The organism is Nocardioides sp. NPDC054178 (assembly GCF_055585005.1).
Window position 1 is genome coordinate 288960 of the sequence record NZ_JBVJKY010000001.1, and the last position, 19045, is coordinate 308004.

Annotated in this window: 19 protein-coding genes; 7 read left to right on the forward strand and 12 right to left on the reverse strand. The window is 69.6% G+C overall.

Annotated elements, in window-relative coordinates; all coding sequences use genetic code 11:
- Position 1: 1 nt before the first annotated feature.
- The 3 genes from ACZ6WN_RS01430 to ACZ6WN_RS01440 all read right to left on the reverse strand — a co-directional run bounded on the left by ACZ6WN_RS01430 (position 2) and on the right by ACZ6WN_RS01440 (position 3685).
- Positions 2 to 1066 carry a LacI family DNA-binding transcriptional regulator gene (locus ACZ6WN_RS01430; RefSeq protein ID WP_465862222.1) on the reverse strand — a complete coding sequence of 355 codons (1065 nt, stop codon included), beginning with the start codon at positions 1064 to 1066 and terminating at the stop codon, positions 2 to 4.
- A gap of 113 nt (positions 1067 to 1179) precedes the next feature.
- Positions 1180 to 2499 (reverse strand): Nramp family divalent metal transporter, encoded by a 1320-nt coding sequence (locus tag ACZ6WN_RS01435; RefSeq protein WP_465862224.1) that lies wholly within the window; start codon positions 2497 to 2499, stop codon positions 1180 to 1182.
- Positions 2500 to 2770: 271 nt separating this feature from the next.
- Entirely contained in the window at positions 2771 to 3685 is a 915-nt protein-coding gene (locus ACZ6WN_RS01440) for a dihydrodipicolinate synthase family protein (protein ID WP_465862226.1), read from the reverse strand.
- Positions 3686 to 3924: 239 nt separating this feature from the next.
- Here ACZ6WN_RS01440 and ACZ6WN_RS01445 point away from each other — a divergent pair, with 239 nt between their 5' ends.
- The 3 genes from ACZ6WN_RS01445 to ACZ6WN_RS01455 all read left to right on the forward strand — a co-directional run bounded on the left by ACZ6WN_RS01445 (position 3925) and on the right by ACZ6WN_RS01455 (position 5320).
- Positions 3925 to 4092 carry a hypothetical protein gene (locus ACZ6WN_RS01445; protein WP_465862228.1) on the forward strand — a complete coding sequence of 56 codons (168 nt, stop codon included), beginning with the start codon at positions 3925 to 3927 and terminating at the stop codon, positions 4090 to 4092.
- A gap of 99 nt (positions 4093 to 4191) precedes the next feature.
- Positions 4192 to 4536 (forward strand): VOC family protein, encoded by a 345-nt coding sequence (locus tag ACZ6WN_RS01450; RefSeq protein ID WP_465862229.1) that lies wholly within the window; start codon positions 4192 to 4194, stop codon positions 4534 to 4536.
- Positions 4537 to 4567: 31 nt separating this feature from the next.
- Entirely contained in the window at positions 4568 to 5320 is a 753-nt protein-coding gene (locus tag ACZ6WN_RS01455) for a hypothetical protein (RefSeq protein WP_465862231.1), read from the forward strand.
- Here the strand turns inward: ACZ6WN_RS01455 and ACZ6WN_RS01460 are convergent.
- Genes ACZ6WN_RS01460 through ACZ6WN_RS01500 form a run of 9 tightly spaced genes read right to left on the reverse strand, consistent with a single transcriptional unit; the run spans position 5280 to position 14953 of the window.
- Positions 5280 to 6464 (reverse strand): acyl-CoA dehydrogenase family protein, encoded by a 1185-nt coding sequence (locus ACZ6WN_RS01460; protein WP_465862232.1) that lies wholly within the window; start codon positions 6462 to 6464, stop codon positions 5280 to 5282. The genes ACZ6WN_RS01455 and ACZ6WN_RS01460 overlap by 41 nt on opposite strands.
- Positions 6465 to 6505: 41 nt before the next feature.
- Positions 6506 to 7657 carry an acyl-CoA dehydrogenase family protein gene (locus ACZ6WN_RS01465; RefSeq protein WP_465862235.1) on the reverse strand — a complete coding sequence of 384 codons (1152 nt, stop codon included), beginning with the start codon at positions 7655 to 7657 and terminating at the stop codon, positions 6506 to 6508.
- Positions 7657 to 8574 (reverse strand): 3-hydroxyacyl-CoA dehydrogenase family protein, encoded by a 918-nt coding sequence (locus ACZ6WN_RS01470; protein WP_465862236.1) that lies wholly within the window; start codon positions 8572 to 8574, stop codon positions 7657 to 7659. The genes ACZ6WN_RS01465 and ACZ6WN_RS01470 overlap by 1 nt, the downstream gene beginning before the upstream one ends.
- Positions 8571 to 9350: an enoyl-CoA hydratase/isomerase family protein gene (locus ACZ6WN_RS01475; protein WP_465862237.1), complete on the reverse strand. Its 780-nt coding sequence runs from the start codon at positions 9348 to 9350 to the stop codon at positions 8571 to 8573. The genes ACZ6WN_RS01470 and ACZ6WN_RS01475 overlap by 4 nt, the downstream gene beginning before the upstream one ends.
- Positions 9347 to 10549, reverse strand: a complete 1203-nt coding sequence (pcaF, locus tag ACZ6WN_RS01480; protein ID WP_465862238.1) for a 3-oxoadipyl-CoA thiolase — start codon at positions 10547 to 10549, stop codon at positions 9347 to 9349. Before pcaF ends, ACZ6WN_RS01475 begins: the two co-directional genes overlap by 4 nt.
- A complete protein-coding gene (locus ACZ6WN_RS01485; protein ID WP_465862239.1) occupies positions 10546 to 12186 on the reverse strand; it encodes an AMP-binding protein in 1641 nt (546 codons plus the stop codon). The genes pcaF and ACZ6WN_RS01485 overlap by 4 nt, the downstream gene beginning before the upstream one ends.
- A 24-nt stretch (positions 12187 to 12210) precedes the next feature.
- Positions 12211 to 12951 (reverse strand): SDR family NAD(P)-dependent oxidoreductase, encoded by a 741-nt coding sequence (locus ACZ6WN_RS01490; protein ID WP_465862240.1) that lies wholly within the window; start codon positions 12949 to 12951, stop codon positions 12211 to 12213.
- A 27-nt stretch (positions 12952 to 12978) separates the two neighbouring features.
- Positions 12979 to 14127: an acyl-CoA dehydrogenase family protein gene (locus ACZ6WN_RS01495; RefSeq protein WP_465862241.1), complete on the reverse strand. Its 1149-nt coding sequence runs from the start codon at positions 14125 to 14127 to the stop codon at positions 12979 to 12981.
- A 28-nt stretch (positions 14128 to 14155) separates the two neighbouring features.
- On the reverse strand, positions 14156 to 14953 hold the full coding sequence (locus ACZ6WN_RS01500; RefSeq protein WP_465862242.1) for an enoyl-CoA hydratase-related protein: 798 nt from the start codon (positions 14951 to 14953) through the stop codon (positions 14156 to 14158).
- Between the two features lie 132 nt (positions 14954 to 15085).
- Here ACZ6WN_RS01500 and ACZ6WN_RS01505 point away from each other — a divergent pair, with 132 nt between their 5' ends.
- From ACZ6WN_RS01505 to ACZ6WN_RS01520, 4 genes are all read left to right on the forward strand, one after another.
- A complete protein-coding gene (locus ACZ6WN_RS01505) occupies positions 15086 to 15757 on the forward strand; it encodes a TetR/AcrR family transcriptional regulator (protein WP_465862244.1) in 672 nt (223 codons plus the stop codon).
- Between the two features lie 65 nt (positions 15758 to 15822).
- Positions 15823 to 17547, forward strand: coding sequence for a ubiquinone-dependent pyruvate dehydrogenase (poxB, locus tag ACZ6WN_RS01510; RefSeq protein WP_465862245.1), 1725 nt, complete (start codon positions 15823 to 15825; stop codon positions 17545 to 17547).
- 312 nt (positions 17548 to 17859) lie between these two features.
- Entirely contained in the window at positions 17860 to 18270 is a 411-nt protein-coding gene (locus tag ACZ6WN_RS01515) for a hypothetical protein (RefSeq protein WP_465862246.1), read from the forward strand.
- 326 nt (positions 18271 to 18596) lie between these two features.
- The gene (locus tag ACZ6WN_RS01520) at positions 18597 to 19037 is read left to right on the forward strand and encodes a hypothetical protein (protein ID WP_465862247.1); all 441 of its coding nucleotides are present in this window, start codon (positions 18597 to 18599) and stop codon (positions 19035 to 19037) included.
- Positions 19038 to 19045 lie beyond the last annotated feature (8 nt).

The window sequence follows — 19045 nt, forward strand, 5'->3', positions numbered from 1 at the left end:
CTCACGCCACCGGCATCGTGGGGGGTGCCGTGGAGGCGCGCGGGATCAGCGAGGGCATCACGGTCGTGGTGTCGCCGGGTCGCACCTCTCCGGGTGCTGCGAGCAGACGAGCGAGGGCGGCGACGGCGCGCGCGGCGATCTGGTCGAACGGCACGTGAACGGTCGTGAGGGGCACCGGGAGGCGTGCGGCCAGGGGGATGTCGTTGTAGCCCACGACCGAGAGCTGGTCGGGGACGCTCAGTCCGGCGGCCCGGGCGGCCGCCAGCACACCGACGGCGGTGTTGTCGTTCACGGCGAACACGGCGGTGGGCCGCGGTGACGAGGCGAGGATGCGGCGACCGACCTCCTCCCCGGACTCCATCCCGAACGTCGACGGGTGGATGAGATGGTCGATGTCATCGATGCCGGCCTCGGCCATCGCTCGCCGGAACCCGGCAACACGTCCGACGGCGCTCGTCGCGTACGACGGCCCGGCGACCAGCGCGATCTCGCGGTGACCGAGGTCCAGGAGGTGGCGCGTCGCGAGGTAGCCGCCGAGCTCGTCGTCGCCGACGACGGCCGGCGTCACGCCGTCGTGTCGCAGCGCGAGGACCAGGGGGACGCCTCGCTCGCGCAGGTCGGGGATCACCGCGTCGTCCGACCGTGCGGTGGTGAGGACGAGGCCGTCGACGTGCTGGTCCAGAAGGCTCTCCACCGCAGACCGTTCGGAGTTCGGGTCGTCGGCGGTGGTGGCCACGATCGCGAACATCTGTCGCTCGGCCGCGGCGGCCGCGATGTTCTCGAAGAGGATGGCCATCACGGTGTCGCTCAGCCGGGGTACGAGGACGCCGATGGTGCCGCTCTGCTGGCGGCGAAGGGCGGAGGCACGGGAGTCCTTGCGATACCCCAGGCGAGCGGCTACCTCACGCACGCGTTCCGCGGTTTCGTTGCGAGAGGGTGGCAGTCGCTCGTCCAGCACCCGGGAGACGGTCGACGTGCTGACGCCGGCCTCGCGGGCGACGTCGCGGATCGTCGCGCGTGCGGATCGTGCCGCGCCTGGCGTATCCGTGCCCGCTGCATCCGCCATGTGTCACCTCCTCGCCGTCGGCGCGAGCATAACCGCTCCGACGGGTCGGGATTGCGGAGCGCGACGGCCCGGTCGGCAGGTGCTGCCGACCGGGCCGTACGTCCGCCTCGAGGTCACACGTTCGAGAGCATCGTGGTGATCGTGTCGATGAGCTGGTAGCACATGGCGATGATGGTGATGAGCCCGACCGCGGCCAGCACGTTCTGCCACCAGTGGTTGCGCAGGTCGCCCATCAGGCGGCGGTTGTTGGCGAGAATCACCAGCAGGATGCCCAGGAGCGGGGCGATCAGGACGGTCATCGCCTGGGCGGCGATGATCAGCTGCACCGGCGATGTTCCGGCAGCGAGGATGGTGACGCTCGCGCCGAAGGTGAGCACGCCGACGATGCCGATCCGTACCCGGCTGGAGGAGATCTGGTTCCCCAGCCCCAGGCCGTCGGCGAGAAGCGTTCCGCCCGCGGTGGCGTTCGCGATCATCGCGGAGAGGGCGGCACCGAAGAAGCCGAGGGCGAAGATCGTACGCCCGACCTCGCCGGCCACGGGCTCCAGGACAGCGGAGAACTGCTGGATCGTGGCGCCGGCGGGTCCACCCTCGCCGGCGAGCGTCGCCGCGGCCGCCGCGATCACGAGCGCGGTCATCAAGCCGGGGGCGATGATCCCGGGGATGGTGTCGGCGATCGTCGTGTCGCGGTAGTCGGCTCGCTGGAGGCCGCGCTCGCGGCTGGCGTAGCCGGCGTAGAAGGCGGCGTTGAGCGAGAAGTTGGTGCCGACCAGGGCAACGATGAGGAGGCCGACACCGTGCGGGACCGTGGGCACGACGGCACCTTCGGCGGCACCGAGCCAGTCCGGCTTCGTGACGATGGCGGTGACGATGAACGCGGCTGCCATCAGGGCGACGATGGCGAGCACCAGCTTCTCGATCACCTTGTAGGCGCTGCGCGTGAAGAGGATGGCGACGACGAGGACGCTGCACGCGATGGTCCAGATCACCGGGTTGCCGCCGAGGACCAGGGAGAGGCCGAGGCCGGTGCCGACCGCGTTCCCGACCGAGAAGCACAGCGTGATGCCGAAGACGCCGAGCCCGGCGGCGACGCCGGTGGGCTTGCCGAGCGTCTCCTTGATGGTCGCCACGACGGAACCGAGTGAGGAGATCCCGATGCGGACGCTCATGTCTGCGAAGACGAGCATCAGCACGGTGGAGAGGACGATGACCCAGATCAGGTCGTAGGTGTAGAGGCTCCCTGCCTGGACGGCGGAGACGAGATTGCCCGGCCCGAACTGCCACGCACCGACGATGAAGGCCGGCCCCATCAGTTTCAGCATCTGAAGGAATCCGCGCTTGCGCGGCGGGGAGGCTGGGCGGGGCGAGGCGTCCACGGTCTTGGACGATACGGCGGCCGGTGCGGCGGCTGGTACGGCGTTGGGGTGGGACATGGGAGGTCCTCTCATCTCGGCACTCCCCGGATGACGGTGGGATGTGCGGAAGAACGCTCACGACGCGTCTGGCGTCGGATGGGGCGGCAGCCGACCGGGACAGTCGACATGATGCCGTCGAGGGCTGCTCCGCGCGAAGCCCTGTGAGGGACGAGGCGCTGCGGAGAGTGGGCGGCGTGGTGGCGGTTCGTGTTGTGCGGTGTGGGTGCCGGCCCGTGCGGGTTGCCGCAGGGCCGGCACGGTGTAGCCGGCGTCGGTGCCCGACCTCGGCTCAGATGATGCCGGCGTGCTTGAGCGCGAGCGAGATCTCGCCCTGGGCCTCGGGCGCCAGCGGCAGCAACGGCGGGCGTACGGCGGCGTGCTCGAGCTTGCCGCGCTCGACCAGGGCCAGCTTGAGCGCGACCGTTCCCTCCATGTGGGAGCCGCGGTGATAGACGTTCTTGGTGACGGGCAGGAGGGCGTCGTGGATGCGGCGAGCCTCGGAGTAGTCCTTTGCCTTGCCTGCCGCGATGAACTCGACCAGCAGCTCCGGCGCGATGCCTCCGTAGCCGACCAGCAGACCGTCGACATCGAAGATGGTGTGCAGCAGATACTCGTCGTGGCAGCTCAGGATCTGCAGGTCGGGAAGCTCCTGGCGAAGAACGGGGATCTCGGTGTCCCAGCGGCGCATGTTGCGCACCCCGTTCTTGGTGGCGAAGACGCCGGGCTGGGCACCGATCTCGAGCTGGGTGGCGAGGTCGTAGGTGGCCTTGGTGGCGTCGGGGTACTGGAACAGGATCAGCGGGAGGCCGGACTCCTCGTGCACGATGCGGTAGCGCTCCTGGGGCGCACCCTTCTGGTAGCCGAAGCGCAGCCATCCATGAGAGGGGTAGAGGAGCCCGGCACGGGCGCCCGCCTCCATCGCTCGCTTGGCCTCGAGGCCGGCGACCTTGTCGCCCTCGCCGGTGATCCCGGCGATCACGGGGACGTCCCCGGCGTTCTCGACGGCGACCTCGATGACTCGCACCTGCTCCTCGGGGGTGAGGTAGGTGCCCTCGCCGGCGTGGCCCAGGTAGACCAGGCCCGTGATGCCGGGGGTCGAGGCGTACCAGCGGGTGAGCGAGGCGAGTGCGTCGTAGTCGACCTCGAGGTCGCGAGTGAAAGGTGTGACGGGCGCGGGGGTGAGGCCGCGGAGGTCGAGGTTCATGAGTGGGCTCCTCGTGTTCGATGGATGGGAACGTTTGCGGGAACGTTCCCGTTCATAGTGTGTGACCGACCTCATACACGTCAAGGGCGCGGCTGAAAGTTTGCTTTGGTGCGCGTGCGAGCTGAGGGACCACCGTCCCGGCGTACGGGCAGTTCGGCCCTCACCGATGAGTCGATGGCGGCTCTAGCGTCGTGAGCAGGCGCAGTCGTGGGGACGCGCGGTGGAAGGTGGGATCGCCGATGACGATCGTCTGGTTCATCATCTGGCTCATCGCGAACAACGTGGGGGCCGATGAGCCGCTCCTGTTCGACCCGGTCAACGTCTGGACCGGCACGCTGATCCTGGCGATCGCGCTGGACCTCGCCGGGTCGCACGCAGCGGCGGTCTCGTCGAGGCGAGAGCAGTGACTCCGGGGGCAGGACCAATGACCAGCCGGCGCGGCCCTTCTCCCCTGTGATCGTGCCGGCGCCTCGTCGGATGCTCGACCGAGACGAAAGGAGACGGTGGTGGCACATCCTGTGGTGCACTTCGAGATCGCCGGATCGGACGGGTCGGGACTGGCTGCGTTCTACCGCGACCTGTTCGGCTGGGACATCAACGAGTCCGGCCCCGACTACTGGCTGGTCGAGCCCTCGGAGGGCGGCATCGGAGGCGGGGTCATGCAGGCCCGCGGCGAGATGCCCTCCTACGTCACGGTGTACGCCTCGACCGACGACCTCGAGGGCAGCCTCCGTCGCGTCGGCGAGCTGGGCGGCGAGACCGTCGTGCCGCCCACCGAGATACCCGGTGTCGGGCTCTTCGCGATGTTTCGCGACCCCGGCGGCAACATCATCGGACTGTTCCGTGAGTGATCCAGCAGGGTGGCGGACCGAGGCGGGGCCCGTGACGAGCGAGCGACCTGCCGACCCGCTCCCGTCGCGAAGCCGCTGGACCCCCGGGCGGGTCGTCGCCGTCGTGGCCGGCAGCGTCCTCCTGGTGATCTCGCTCGGCTTCCTCGCCGGCGGAGCCGCTCTGACGGTGGCCTCGTTCCTGCGCGACTCCGACGGCTATCTGATGACCGACGTGGTCGCGATCTCCGCTCCGGGCCACGCGATCACCTCCGAGACGATCTCCGTGGAGACCGGCCCCGGGGTGGACGTCCCCGAACGACTGATCGGCGACGCGAGGCTGGTCGTCACCTCGGCCGACGAGCGGCCGGTCTTCGTCGGCATCGCGCGCTCCGAGGACGTCGCCGCGTACCTCGACGGCGTCCAGCACTCGACGATCGACGGCTTCGACGGCCGGACCCCGACGTACGACGCCGTGGCCGGGGGCCCTCCGACGATTCTTCCCGCGGACGCCGGGATCTGGACCGCCTCGACCACCGGCACCGGACCGCGGACCCTCACCTGGGACATCGAGTCGGGCGACTGGACCATCGTGGTGATGAACGCCGACGGCAGTGCGCCGGTGACCGCCGTCGCAGCGATCGGGGCGACCGTGCCGATGCTGGGCGCCGCGATCGGTGTGTTGCTCGGCATCGGTGGCGTACTCCTGCTGGTGTCGCTCGCCCTCCTGCTCGGTGGGCTGCTGTCGGCCAGCAGGGCGGAGCCTTCTAGCGGTAGGCCGCCTGCCCCGTCAGCGCCTGGCCGATGATCAGCTGGTGCACCTCGCTGGTGCCCTCGTAGGTGAGGACCGACTCCAGGTTGTTGGCGTGGCGCATGACCGGGAACTCCAGCGTGATGCCGGCGGCTCCGAGGATGGTGCGGCACTCCCGTGCGATCGCGATCGCCTCGCGGACGTTGTTGAGCTTGCCGAGCGAGATCTGCTCCGGACGGAGCAGTCCCTCGTCCTTGAGCCGGCCGAGCTGGACGGCGAGCAGCATGCCCTTGCCGAGCTCGAGGGTCATGTCGGCGAGCTTGGTCTGGGTGATCTGGTACGCCGCGAGGGGCTTGTCGAAGATGTCCCGTCCGGCCGCGTAGTCGATGGCGGTCTCGAGGCAGTCGCGGGCAGCACCCAGGGCGCCGAAGACGATGCCGAAGCGCGCCTCGTTGAGGCAGGAGAGCGGACCTCGCAGGCCCCTGACCTCGGGGAAGGCGGCGGAGGCGGGGAGTCGTACGTCGTCGAGCACCAGCTCGCTGGTCACCGAGGCGCGCAGCGAGAGCTTGTGCTTGATCGCCGGGGCGGAGAAGCCAGGGGTGTCGGTGGGGACCACGAAGCCGCGGACGCCCTTGCCGTCGCTGCCCTCGTCGGTCTGGGCCCAGATCACGGCGACGTCGGCGACGGAGCCGTTGGTGATCCACATCTTGTTGCCGGTCAGGATCCAGTCGCCGCCGGCGTCGCGCTGCGCGCGGGTCCGCATGCCGCCGGGGTTGGAGCCGAAGTCGGGCTCGGTGAGACCGAAGCAGCCGATCGCCTCCCCGGCGGCCATCCGGGGCAGCCACTCCTGCTTCTGCTCCTCGCTGCCCCACTTCCAGAGGGCGTACATCGCCAGCGACCCCTGGACCGAGACCAGCGAGCGCAGCCCGGAGTCACCCGCCTCGAGCTCGAGACAGGCGAGGCCGTACGCCGTCGCGGAGGTCCCGGCGCAGCCGTAGCCCTCCAGGTGCATGCCGAGGACGCCGAGGTCGCCCAGCTCCTTGGCCAGCTCTGTGGCGGGGATCTGGCCGGTCTCGTACCAGTCGGCGACATGGGGTTTCACCGATTTGTCGACATAGGCGCGGACGGTGTCGCGGATGGCACGGTCCTCCTCGGTGAGGAGGTGGTCGATCGAGAACAGGTCGAACGGGGTCTGGGCCATGACGGGCCCTCCTTCCGGGATCGGGAACGGGGTGGAGCGGCTCAGGCGAAGGCGTTGATGCCGGTCTCGGCGCGGCCGATGAGGAGCTTCTGGATCTGGCTGGTGCCCTCGTAGAGGGTCATCACGCGGGCGTCGCGCATGTACTTCTGGACGGGGTACTCATCGACGTACCCGTAGCCGCCGAAGGCCTGGATCGCCAGGTTGGCCGCCTTGACCGCGGCCTCGGAGGCGAACAGCTTGGCCTTGCAGGCCTCGGTGCCGAAGGGTTCGCCGGCCTCGATGAGCGAGGCGGCTCGCCAGGTGAGCAACCGCGCGGCGTCGGCGTCGACCGAGATCTCGGCGATCATGTCCTGGACCAGCTGGTAGGAGGCGATCGGCTTGCCGAACTGACGGCGCTGGGTCGTGTAGTCGACCACCGCCTCGAGGCAGCCCTGGATGATCCCCGTGCATCCGGCGCCGACCGAGACCCGGCCCTTGTCGAGCGAGGTCATCGCGAACTTGAAGCCGTCGCCCTCGGCGCCCACGAGCGCGTCGGCCGGGACGCGTACGTCGTCGAAGCTCAGCTCGGCGGTGGCCTGGCCCCGCAGGCCGAGCTTGCCGTGGATCTCGGTGCGCCCGAAGCCGGGTGCGTCGGTGGGCACGAGGAAGGCCGAGATGCCCCGGGCACCCTCGCCGCCGGTGCGGGCGAAGACCAGGCACACGTCGGCCCAGGTGCCGTTGGTGATGAAGATCTTCGAGCCGTTGATGACCCAGTCGCTGCCGTCGCGTACGGCCCGGGTCTTCAGGCCCGAGGGGTCGGAGCCGTTGTCGGGCTCGGTGAGCCCGAAGCAGCCGAGTCGGGTGCCGGTGGCGATCCCGGGGAGCCACTGCTGCTTCTGCTCCTCGGAGCCGTGGTCGAGCAGGACCTTGCCGAACAGGCCCATCGAGACCGACACGATGCCGCGGATCGAGGAGTCGGCCCGGCCGAGCTCCTCCATGCCGAGGCAGTAGGTGATGTAGTCGCCGCCGACGCCGCCGTACTCCTCGGGGATGGTGAGCCCGAAGAAGCCGAGCTCGCCGAGCTTGGGGACGATCGCGAGGTCGACGGCCTCGCGCCGGTCCCACTCGGCGCGGTACGGCACGACCTCCTTGTCGAGGAAGTCCCGCGCCATCTGCTTGAACGCGACCTGCTCCTCGGTGAGCGTGAGATCCATCAGTGCTGTCCCTTCAGGTCGGCGGTGCCGGTGCGGTTGCCCGCCTCGTCGTAGGTGTAGAAGCCACGGCCGCTCTTGCGACCGAGGTGGCCCTGCTCGACCAGCGCGGTCACGGTCGCGGAGGGCGCATCGGTGGGGTCACGGGTCTCCTCGAAGCGGGCGGTCTTGGTGAGGTAGCCGATGTCGATGCCCGTGAGGTCCATCAGCTCGAACGGCCCCATCGGGTAGCCCAGCGCGGTCCGCGCGGCGGTGTCGATGGCCTCGACCCCGGCGTAGCCGCCCTCGAGCAGGCCGATCGCCTCGTCGCGTACGGCACCGAGGAGACGGTTGGCGAGGAAGCCCGGGATCTCGTTGTCGAGCACCACCGGGGTCTTGCCGAGGCGTCGCGCGAACTCCACGGCCCGCTCGAGAGTGGCGTCGGTCGTGAGCGGGCCGCGCACCACCTCCACGCACGCCATCACCAGGGCCGGGTTGAAGAAGTGCAGGTTGAGGAACCGGTCCGCGCGGGCGGTGGCGGAGGCCATCGAGGACGGTACGAAGCTGGAGGAGTTGCTGGCCAGCAGCGTCCTCGCGGGGCAGAGCCCGTCCAGCCGCGCGAAGAACGCCCGCTTGAGCGGCAGCCTCTCCACGATCGCCTCGATCACCAGGTCGACCGCGGCGGTCTCCTCGGTCAGCTCGGTGGTGACGGCCAGGCGACCGAAGGCGGCCTCGACCTCCTCGCCCACCCGGCGGCCCTTGGCGACCTGGCGGCCCTTGGCGACCTGGCGGTCGAGCCGCTCGTGCAGATCGGTGAGCGCACGGTCGAGCGCGCCCCGGTCGATGTCGTAGAGGGTGACCTCGCACCCGGCGAGCGCGGCGACCATCGCGATCTGCGAGCCCATGGCCCCGGAGCCCGCGACGAGAACCTTCTCGATCATCGTCCGCTCCACTCCGGTGCCCGCTTGGCGAGGAAGGCCTCCGCGCCCTCGCGCTTGTCGTCGGTGGTGTAGAGCAGCGACTGGGCCAGCTGCTCCACGACGAGTCCGGTACGCCGATCCGCATCCATCCCGGTGCGGATCACCGTCTTCGCCAGCCGAACGGCCAGCGGCCCCTTGGCCAGGATCGACCGCGCCACCTCGTGTGCCGTCGGGAGCAGCGCGCCGGGCTCGGTGACCCGCGTGACCAGACCCGCGTCGAGCGCCTGCCGCGCGGTCAGCAGGTCGCCGGTCAGGATCAGGTCGATCGCCCGGCCGACCCCGACGAGCCGGGCGAGCCGCTGGGTGCCCCCGGCGCCGGGCAGGACCGACAGGTTGGTCTCGGGCAGCCCGAACCGGGCGGTGTCGGCGGCGATCCGGATGTCGCAGGCCATCGCCAGCTCGCAGCCGCCGCCGAGGGCGTAGCCGTTGACCGCGGCGATCGTGGGCTTCTCGTACGCCTCGACCTCGTCGTAGAGCCGCTGCATCGTGGACGCCAGGCCGGTGTGAAGGTCGTAGCTCCGCAGCTGGCCGATGTCCGCGCCGGCGGCGAAGGCCTTCTCCCCGGCACCGGTCAGCACGACGGCGCCGACGGTGTCGTCCTCACGGAAGGCGTCGAGCGCGGCGCGGAGGTCCGCCTGGACCTGGGCGTTGATGGCGTTGCGTACCTCGGGCCGATGGAGGGTGATCACCGCGACGCGGTCGGTGACCGCGACCCGGAGGGTGTCGTAGCTCGTCATGGGGTCTCCAGGAGTAGTGAGATGCCCTGGCCGACGCCGATGCACATGGTGGCCACGGCGCGGCGTGCGCTGCGTAGAGACAGCTCGAGGGCGGCGGTGAGGGCGAGGCGGCCTCCGCTGGCGCCGAGCGGGTGGCCCAGCGCGATCGCGCCGCCGTTGGGATTGACGTGCTCGGCGTCGTCGGGCAGCCCGAGCTCGCGGGTCACCGCCAGCGCCTGCGCGGCGAACGCCTCGTTGAGCTCGATCACGTCGATGTCGTCGAGCGTGAGCCCGGCGCGGTCGAGGAGCTTGCGGGTCGCCGGGACCGGCCCGATCCCCATGATCCGGGGCGGTACGCCGGCGACGGCTGCGCCGCTCACCCGGGCCAGCGGCGTGAGGCCGTAGGTGGAGACGGCCTGCTCGGAGGCCAGCAGCACCACGGCGGCCCCGTCGTTGACGCCGGAGGAGTTGCCCGCCGTGATCGAACCGTTCTCGACGATCGGCCTCAGCCCGCCGAGCTTCTCGAAGGTCGTCGAGCGCGGGTGCTCGTCGGTGTCGACGATGACCGGGTCGCCACTGCCGCGGATGGGCACCGGGACCGAGGTGATCTCTCGCGCCAGCCGGCCGTTCGCGATCGCCTTGGCGGCCCGCACCTGGGACCTGAGGGCGAGCTCGTCCTGGTCGGCGCGGCTGATCCCGCGCTCGGTGGCGAGGTGCTGTGCTGTCCGGGGCATCGCATCGGTGCCGTACGCGGCTTTCATGGCGGGGTTCACGAACCGCCAGCCGATGGTGGTGTCGTGCACCTCGGTGGTGCGCGACCACGGTCCGGCGGCCTTCGGCATCACCCACGGTGCGCGGGTCATCGACTCCACGCCGCCGGCGATCACCAGGTCGGCCTCACCGGAACGGATCATCCGGGCGCCCTGCGCGACCGCGTCCAGCCCGGAGCCGCACAGCCGGTTGACCGTGCCGCCCGGCACCTCGACCGGCAGGCCGGCGAGCAGGCCGGCCATCCGGGCGACGTTGCGGTTGTCCTCGCCGGCCTGGTTGGCGCAACCGAGGAGCACGTCGTCCAGGCGCGCCCAGTCGACCGTAGCGTACCGATCGACCAGGTGGCCGATCACGTGAGCCGCGAGATCGTCGGGCCGGACCGCTGCCAGCGCGCCGCCGTAGCGCCCGAACGGCGTACGCAGCCCGTCGACGAGATAGGCCGTGCTCATCGCGCGTCCCCCACGTCGCCGGAGACCTGCTCGCGCAGCTGGAACTTCTGGATCTTGCCGCTCGGGGTCTTGGGGAAGTCGTCGAGCACGACCACCTTCTCGGGCCAGTACTGCTTCGCGACCCCCTTCTCGGCGAGGAACGCCTGCATCTTCTCCATCCCGAAACCGGTGTGCCCGTCGTGGAGGACCACGCAGGCGCAGGCCCGCTCCTGGAGCCGCGGGTCCGGCATCGCGACCACCGCGACCGCGTCGATGTCGGGGTGCTCGTAGAGGACGTTCTCGATGTAGGCGACCGGGATGTTCTCCCCGCCCCGGATGATCACGTCCTTGGTCCGACCCGAGATCCGGAGGTAGCCGTCGGCGTCGATGTGGGCCAGGTCGCCGGTGTCGAACCAGTCGCCCCGGTCGTCGGCGGCCGGCCGCAGCTGCTCGCGGGTGAGCTCGAGCCGCTCGGCGTAGCCGACGAACAGGAACGGTCCGCGCACCTGCAGTGCGCCCTCCTCGCCGGCCGGCAACTCCTCCCCGGAGGTCACGTCGACGACGCGGATCTCCATCCCGGGCCAGGGGTAGCCGTCGGTCTCGACGATCTTCTCCTCGGGGTCGCCCGGGATGCCGATCGTGACCAGCCCCTCCTCGGACTGGCCCCAGCCGCCGACCACGACCAGACCGGGCAGCTTCAGCTTGGCCTCGCGGACCATCGCCCGCGGGATCGGCGCGCCCATGCAGCAGAACCGCACCAGCGACCTCGTGTCGTGATCGGCCAGGTTGGCCGCGGTGATCAGGTCGTGCAGGAACGGCGTCGCGGCCGAGGTGTAGGTGATCCGGTGCTTCTCGATCAGCTCCACGAAGGCCTGCGGATCCCAGACGTCCTGCAGGACGCAGGTGGCGCCGTTCTGCACGTTGAGCCGGGCGCCGTACAGGAAGCCGGTCAGGTGAGCCAGCGTCGAGGCCATGTGGAGCACGCTGTCGCCGGTGATGCCGAGGCGCCCCGGCAGCGGGTCGTTGGCCGCCACCATCGTGTTGTGCGTGTGCATCACGCCCTTCGGTTCCCCGGTGGTGCCGGAGGTGAAGATCAGCAGCGTGACGTCGTTCGGGTCGGGCCGGAGCTCGTCGAGCCCGCCGGGATCCTGGCCGTCGCCCGCGGCCGCGAGGTCGGTCCAGGACTGCTCGCCGACCACCACCACCTCGGGATCGAAGGCCCAGTCCGTACGCAGCCGCTCGATCATCGCGGGATAGTCGAACCCCCGGAACTCGGCGGGCACCACGATCAGCTTCGACCTCGCCGTGCCGACCATGAAGCCGACCTCGCGCTCCCGGTAGATCGGGATCAGCGGGTTGCTGACCGCACCGACCCGGGTCGCGGCGTAGTGGACCACGATCCACTCGATCCAGTTGGGCAGCTGGAAGGAGACGACGTCGCCGGGGCCGATGCCCTTGGCCCGCAGGCCCAGCGCCACCCGGTCGACCTCCGCCTGGAGCTCGGCGAAGGTCACCTGACGACGGCTGTCGACGAAGGCGACCTTCTCCGGGGTGGCCGCGGCCGCCTCGGCGAGGAAGTCGGTGATGACCTTGTCGGGCCAGTGCCCGGCGCGGGTCTCCCGAGCGATCCGCTCGGGAGACAGCAGTGTCTCGAACATGTCCGGTTCCCGTTCCTGAGCCGGTCAGCTCATGGTGAGGCCGCCGCTGACGCTGACGGTCTGGCCGGTGATGAAGGAGGCCTCGTCGGAGGCGAGGAAGGCGATCGCGTTGGCGAGGTCCTCGGGCTGGCCGAGACGACGAAGCGGGATCGCCCGCTGCAGCGCCTCGCGCAGCTTGTCGCCGCCCATCGAGGCGAACAGGGCGGTGTCGGTCGGGCCCGGGCAGACGCAGTTCACGGTGACCTTGGCGCGGGCCATCTCGCGGGCCATCGCCTTGGTGAACGCGATCACGCCGCCCTTGGCGGCCGAGTAGACGGCCTCGCCCGAGGAGCCGACCCGGCCGGCGTCGGAGCCGAGGTTGACCACCTTTCCGGAGCCCTGCTCGGCCATGATCGGCAGCACCTTCTTGGACGTGTTGAGCACGCCGTAGAGGTTGATCTGGATGATCCGGTCCCAGGTCTCGGGCTCGGAGTCCACGAACGGCTCGCCCTTGTCCCACCCCGCGTTGTTCACGAGTACGTCGATGCGGCCGAGCTCAGCGACGACCTGGTCCACCATCGCGTCGACCGAGCCGCGGTCGGTGACGTCGGTGCGGATGCCGATGGCGCCGTTGCCGAGGGCCGTCGCGGTCTGCTTGGCGGTCTCCTCGTTGATGTCGGTGACGACGACCGTCGCCCCTTCCGCGCTGAGCTTGGCGGCGACGCCGGCGCCGATGCCCTGTCCGGCGCCGGTGACGATCGCGATCTTGCTGTCGAGCTTTCCCATGGTCTTGTCCCTTCGGGTGAGCGAGGCTCAGGGCGCGTACGCGCGACCGAGCAGGTTGCGGGAGATGACGAGCTTGGAGACCTGCGCGGTGCCGTCACCGATCTCCAGGCCGATGACGTCGCGCAGGCGCTGCCCGACCTTGTGCTCGGTCGAGTAGCCGATGTGCCCGAGCGTGAGCAGGCACTGGTGGATGACGTCGGTCGCGAGCTTGGGCGCCCAGAACTTCGCCATCGCCGCCTCCGCGCTGTGGTCGAGGTCGCTGTCCTTGCGCCACAGCGCCTCGTAGCAGACGTGACGGGCACCTGCGACGTACGTCGCCTGCTCGGCGAGCGGGAACGAGACGCCCTGGAAGGTGCCGATCGGCCTGCCGAACGCGACCCGGTCGCGCGACCACTGCAGGGCCTCGTCGAGGCTCTGCTGGGCGGCCCCCAGGCAGAGCAGCCCGATGATCGCCCGGGAGTAGTCGAAGCCCTGCATGACCGAGACGAACCCGCCGCCCTCCTCGCCGATCATGTCGGCGCGGGTGACCCGGACCCCGTCGAAGTGGATCGACGCCCGGCCGATGGCGCGGCTGCCGAGGTCGTCGAACGCGGTCCGGGAGATGCCGGGATCGGACATGTCGACCCAGAAGGCGCTGACCCCGCGGGCCCCGTCCCCTCCGGTACGCGCCAGCACGACGGCGCCGTCGGCGGCCATGCCCAGCGTGATCGAGGTCTTCTCCCCGCTGAGCACCCAGGCGTCGTCCCCGTCGGGGACGGCCTTGAGCCCGAGGCTCGCCGCGTCCGTGCCGGCTCCCGGCTCGGTGATCATGATGCAGGGCACGGTCTCGCCCGACGCGATGCCGGGCAGCCACGCCTGCTTCTGCTCCTCGGTGCAGTTGCGCACCAGGATGTCGCTGATCAGCGCGGTGTTGATGATCAGGTAGCCGGCGTTGAAGTCGGCGCGGCCGACCTCTTCCGCGGCGATGCCCGCGATGACCGCGGTGGCGTCCTGGCCGCCGTACTCCTCCGGGATACGGAGGCTGGTCAGCCCCATCTGGGCCATGTCCAGCGCCTGCTGGCGCCGGAACACCGCCGCCTTGTCGTCGGCCTGATAGTGCGGCGCGAGGACCTTCTCGGCCCACCGGTGCACCTCGATGCGGAAGGCCTCTTCGTCCTCGTCGAACCCGTAGTGCATGGTCTCTTCCTTCGCTCGCGGCTGCGGCTCAGTGCCAGGTGACGTGCGGGGCGAAGTCGGGGGTGCGCTTCTCGGCGAACGCGGTCGCGCCCTCCATGCCCTCGGGCGAGACGCCGAAGATGTCGAGCGCGCTCATCGCCATGTTCGACAGCCCGGCCTGGTGGTCGGTGTCGGCGTTGAAGGACTGCTTCAGGAAGCGGATCGCGGTCGGGCTCAGGGCCGCGACCTCCTCGCACCAGGCCTTCGCCTCCTTCAACAGCTCGTCGCCGGGAACGACCTTGTTGACCAGCCCCATGTCGAGCGCCTCCTGCGCCGAGTACTGCCGGCAGAAGAACCAGATCTCGCGGGCCTTCTTCTCGCCCACGACCCGAGAGAGGTACGCCGACCCGAACCCGGCATCGAAGGAGCCGACCCGCGGACCGGCCTGGCCGAAGCGCGCGGTCTCGCTGGCGATCGAGACGTCGGCGAGCACCTGGAGGACGTGGCCGCCCCCGATCGCGATGCCGTTGACCGCCGCGATGACCGGCTTGGGGATGTCGCGCATCAGCTTGTGCAGATCGCCGATCCGGAACCGGCCCAGCTCGGCCGGACCGTAGTCGCCGGTCTCGGCACGCTGCTTGACGTCACCACCGGTGCAGAACGCCTTCTCGCCCGAACCGGTCAGCACGACGGCTCGTACGTTCTCGTCGGACCAGGCCGCGTTGAAGGCGGCGATGAGCTCGTCGACCGTCTTCGCGCGGAACGCGTTGTAGCGCTCCGGCCGGTTGATGGTGATGATCCCGGCCGCGCCGTCGATCTCGTAGGTGATGTCCTCGAACTCGCTCACAACTGCCTCCACGCCGAAGAATGAATATTGGTTCAGTGAGAGTGAACGTATATTCATTTTCGAAGAGGGTCAACGTCTCCTGGGGAGTTTTTGCCCTAGGATGAATCTCGATTCACCCCCGAAGGAGGCCTCATGTCCGAGCCCGTCACGTCGATCAAGCCGCCCGATGCCGCCCGGCAGGCGCTGGTCGAGCACCGCTCCCGTCAGCTGCTCGACGCGGCCGCCCGGCTCATGGAGCGCGACGGCTCCGAGGCGGTCTCGATGCAGGCCCTGGCGGCCGAGGCGGGGGTGAGCGTCGGCCTCATCTACCGCTACTTCGGCAGCAAGGATGACGTCCTCCTCGCCGTCATCACCGACGTGCTCGACGCCTTCGCGACCGCGGTCCCTGCCGCCGTCGAGGAGGCCGGCGAGGATCCCGTACGCCGCCTGGCGGCCGCGTTCGCGGCCTACTGCCGGGTCATCGACTCCCACCGCCACGCCGCGGTGCTGACCTATCGCGAGTCCAAGTCGCTCGACGAGGCCGGCCGCGACCGGATCAAGCGGCTCGAGGTCGAGACCAGCGAGCCGCTGCGCGCCGCGGTGCGCGACGGTGTCGAGGCCGGGAAGCTGGTGGCCGCCGACCCCGACCTGGTCGCCTACAACCTGCTGCTGCTCGCCCATGCGTGGGCCCTCAAGCACTGGTACTTCGAGCAGACCAGGACCCTCGACTCCTACATCCGCGACCAGCTCGCCCTCGCCCTACGGGCGATCCGCGCGGACGATCTCGGCGAGGCGTACGCCGATCTTCTCTCCGTCGGTCGTTGAGCCTGCCCGGGTCTCCATGGCCGCCGATCTACGGTGGACGACGTACGCGCCGAGAAGGAGACTGCATGTCGACCATCGCCGAACAGATCGTGTCCACCTTGTCCGCCAGCGGCGTCCGCCGCGTCTACGGGATCCCGGGCGACTCTCTCAACGGGTTCACCGACGCGCTCCGCAAGCGCGGGGACATCAGCTGGATCCACGTACGTCACGAGGAGGCCGCCGCGTTCGCGGCGGCCGCCGACGCGGCCACCACGGGTGAGCTCGCGGTGGTCGCGGGGAGCTGCGGGCCGGGCAACCTGCACCTGATCAACGGGCTCTTCGACGCCAACCGATCACGGGTGCCGGTGCTCGCGATCGCCGCGCACATCCCGACCGCCGAGATCGGCACCGGATACTTCCAGGAGACCCATCCGCAGGAGCTGTTCCGGGAGTGCTCGGTCTACACCGAGTACGTCGCCCAGCCGAGCCAGATGCCGCACGTGCTCGAGATCGCGATGCGTACGGCGGTCGAGAAGCAGGGGGTGGCAGTGCTGGTCATCCCCGGCGACGTCGCGCTGGCCGAGTCCGTGGTCGAGCGGACCGTCGAGATCCGCCCGACGCGCTCCCGGGTCATCCCCGACGAGGACGCGATCAGGCGGGCGGCCGACCTGCTGAACGCCGGTGAGCGGGTCACCATCCTCGCCGGTGCCGGCTGCGCCGGCGCGCACGACGAGGTGGTGGCCCTGGCCGAGACGCTCGGCGCCCCGGTGGTGCACGCGCTTCGCGGGAAGGAGTTCCTGGAGTACGACAACCCCTACGACGTGGGGATGACCGGCCTGCTGGGCTTCGCCTCCGGCTACCGCGCGATGGAGCGCGCCGACACGCTGCTGATGCTCGGCACCGACTTCCCCTACCGGCAGTTCTTCCCGAAGCACGCCAGGACCATCCAGGTCGACGTACGCGGCGAGCAGCTCGGTCGTCGCCACCCGGTCGACCTCGGGTTGGTCGGGACGGTCAAGGACACGGCCTCGGCGTTGCTGCCGCTGCTCGACCGCAGCGGTGACCGGCGGCACCTGGACGACTCCCTGGACCACTACCGCCGCACCCGGACCAAGCTCGACGAGCTGGCCACCCCGTCGAGGTCCAAGGCGCCGATCCATCCGCAGTACCTCGCTCGGCTGGTCGACCAGACCGCCGCCGACGACGCCGTCTTCATCCCTGACGTCGGGTCGCCGGTGGTCTGGGCGGCGCGCTATCTGACCATGAACGGTCGCCGCCGGCTGATCGGCTCCTTCGCCCACGGTTCGATGGCCAACGCGCTGTCGCAGGCGGTCGGCGCCCAGGTCGCCCACCCGGGCCGGCAGATCGTCGCGCTCGCCGGTGACGGCGGGCTCACCATGCTGCTCGGTGAGCTGGTCACGCTCATCCAGAACCGGCTCCCGGTCAAGCTCGTCGTCTTCAACAACTCCTCGTTGAACTTCGTCGAGCTGGAGATGAAGGCTGCCGGCTTCGTCACCTACGGCACCGACCTGGTGAACCCGAACTTCGCCGACGTCGCGAACGCGATGGGCATCTACGCCCGTCGCGTCGAGCACTCCGCAGATCTGCCGGACGCGGTCGCCGACGTCCTCGGCCACGACGGCCCTGCGCTCCTCGATGTCGTCACCGAGCGCCAGGAGCTCTCCATCCCGCCCAACATCACCGCCGAGCAGCTCAAGGGCTTCACCCTCTACGCCCTGCGGTCGGTCATGTCCGGTCGAGGTGACGAGCTGATCGACCTCAGCAAGGCCAACCTCCGCCAGCTGTTCTAAACACTTCGTAAGGCCTGACATGGGAGGGCGAGGAGCAGCCGAGCAGCCGAGCAGAGGAAGTACGACTTCACGGCGGCGTTTTGCGGGAACCGCGCGACCATGGATGTCGCGCTCTCCCTGAACGTGCGAAAGGTCCCCGGTTCAGGTCGGGGCGATGAGGGCTCGCATCGTGAACGTGGAGGATCGGCGCATGGTGCACGATCTCCTCGATCGCACAGCGCCGCACTGATAGTTTTCCTGTCGGTGGGTCGTCAGATCCGCTGATGAGGCCGTGCTGTGGCCTCGTGCCGATCGGGCGGCTGGAGGATCGCAGTGCTTGCAGATCTGAGCAAGACGACGCGCAAGTCGCGGACGGTCTTGGCATTCGTTGCGCTGTTCGCAGTCTCGTTCGCGGTGTCCACGGCCATCACCACATCGTTCAGCGCTGGTGAGCTGTCGGGGATGCCCTTGGTCGCCTTCCTCGTGGCGGCTGCAGCGACCCTTGCCGGATGGCTGACGCTGATTGCGTTCTCGTACTCCGTGGGCTTCCGGGGGCGCCGGCCAGTCGCGCTGGTGGCCGCTTCCTTGGTGGCCGCTCTTGTCGGCGGGGCCGTCTGCATGCTCGCCCTCACGGCCAGCGTTCTGACGGGGCACACGTTTGCTGGCCCGATTCTCGTTCTTCAACTCATATGGAGCTTCGCCCTCGGTGTACTCGGGTTCCTGGCTCTAGCAGGCAGCCGTTGATCAATCAGGGATGGAGTCGCGCAAATGGACCGGTACGACGTCGAGCGTCATGTGGCTGATCGGAGTCTGATCTGATGGATCTCGAGCCCCTGCATGAGCTCCGGGATGAGTCGATGCGCCTCCTGGCCGCGGTACGGACGGCCTCCGACGGCGATGCCCCGTCCATGACAGGGACACACGCTGGTTCCCGTGTCACCATCGATGGTCGGGGAATGGTGTCCGAGGTCTCCATCGACAGCAGTTGGCGGCAGGATCCCACCGTCAGATCCCCAGCGGACCTTGTACTTCTCGCATACCGAGAGGCATGTACCGCTCGTCTCCAGAACATGCTCGAGCGCATCGAGGAAAACTCGGCGCGCCCGCCGCTAGAGCAGAGGTTGAAGGCTGCGAACACGGTTCCTGACCCACCTCGTCCTTCCGCTGCGGCGGCGGAGAAGGCGATGTCTCAGATTCGCGAGCTCGGCGGTATCCGCGTTGCTACCCAGGACATGATCAGGGAGCTCACGGAAGTAGGCAAGGAGACCTTCGAAGCACGACTAGCCGACGGACGCGTCGTGGCCCGGGCGAACCGTCAGTGTGAGGTCACCTATCTGAGTGTCGATCCGTCATGGGCGCGCGAGGTGTCTGAAAAGTCGATCTCCCAGTATGCCGCGGCCGCGATGAAGAATGCCCAGGATCTCGGGGCCGCAGCGCCCTCGCTCGACGACCTGATGTGGAAGACCCCATTAGGGCAAGCATTCGGACTCATGGCAGAGCGACACGAGTAGATCTGAGG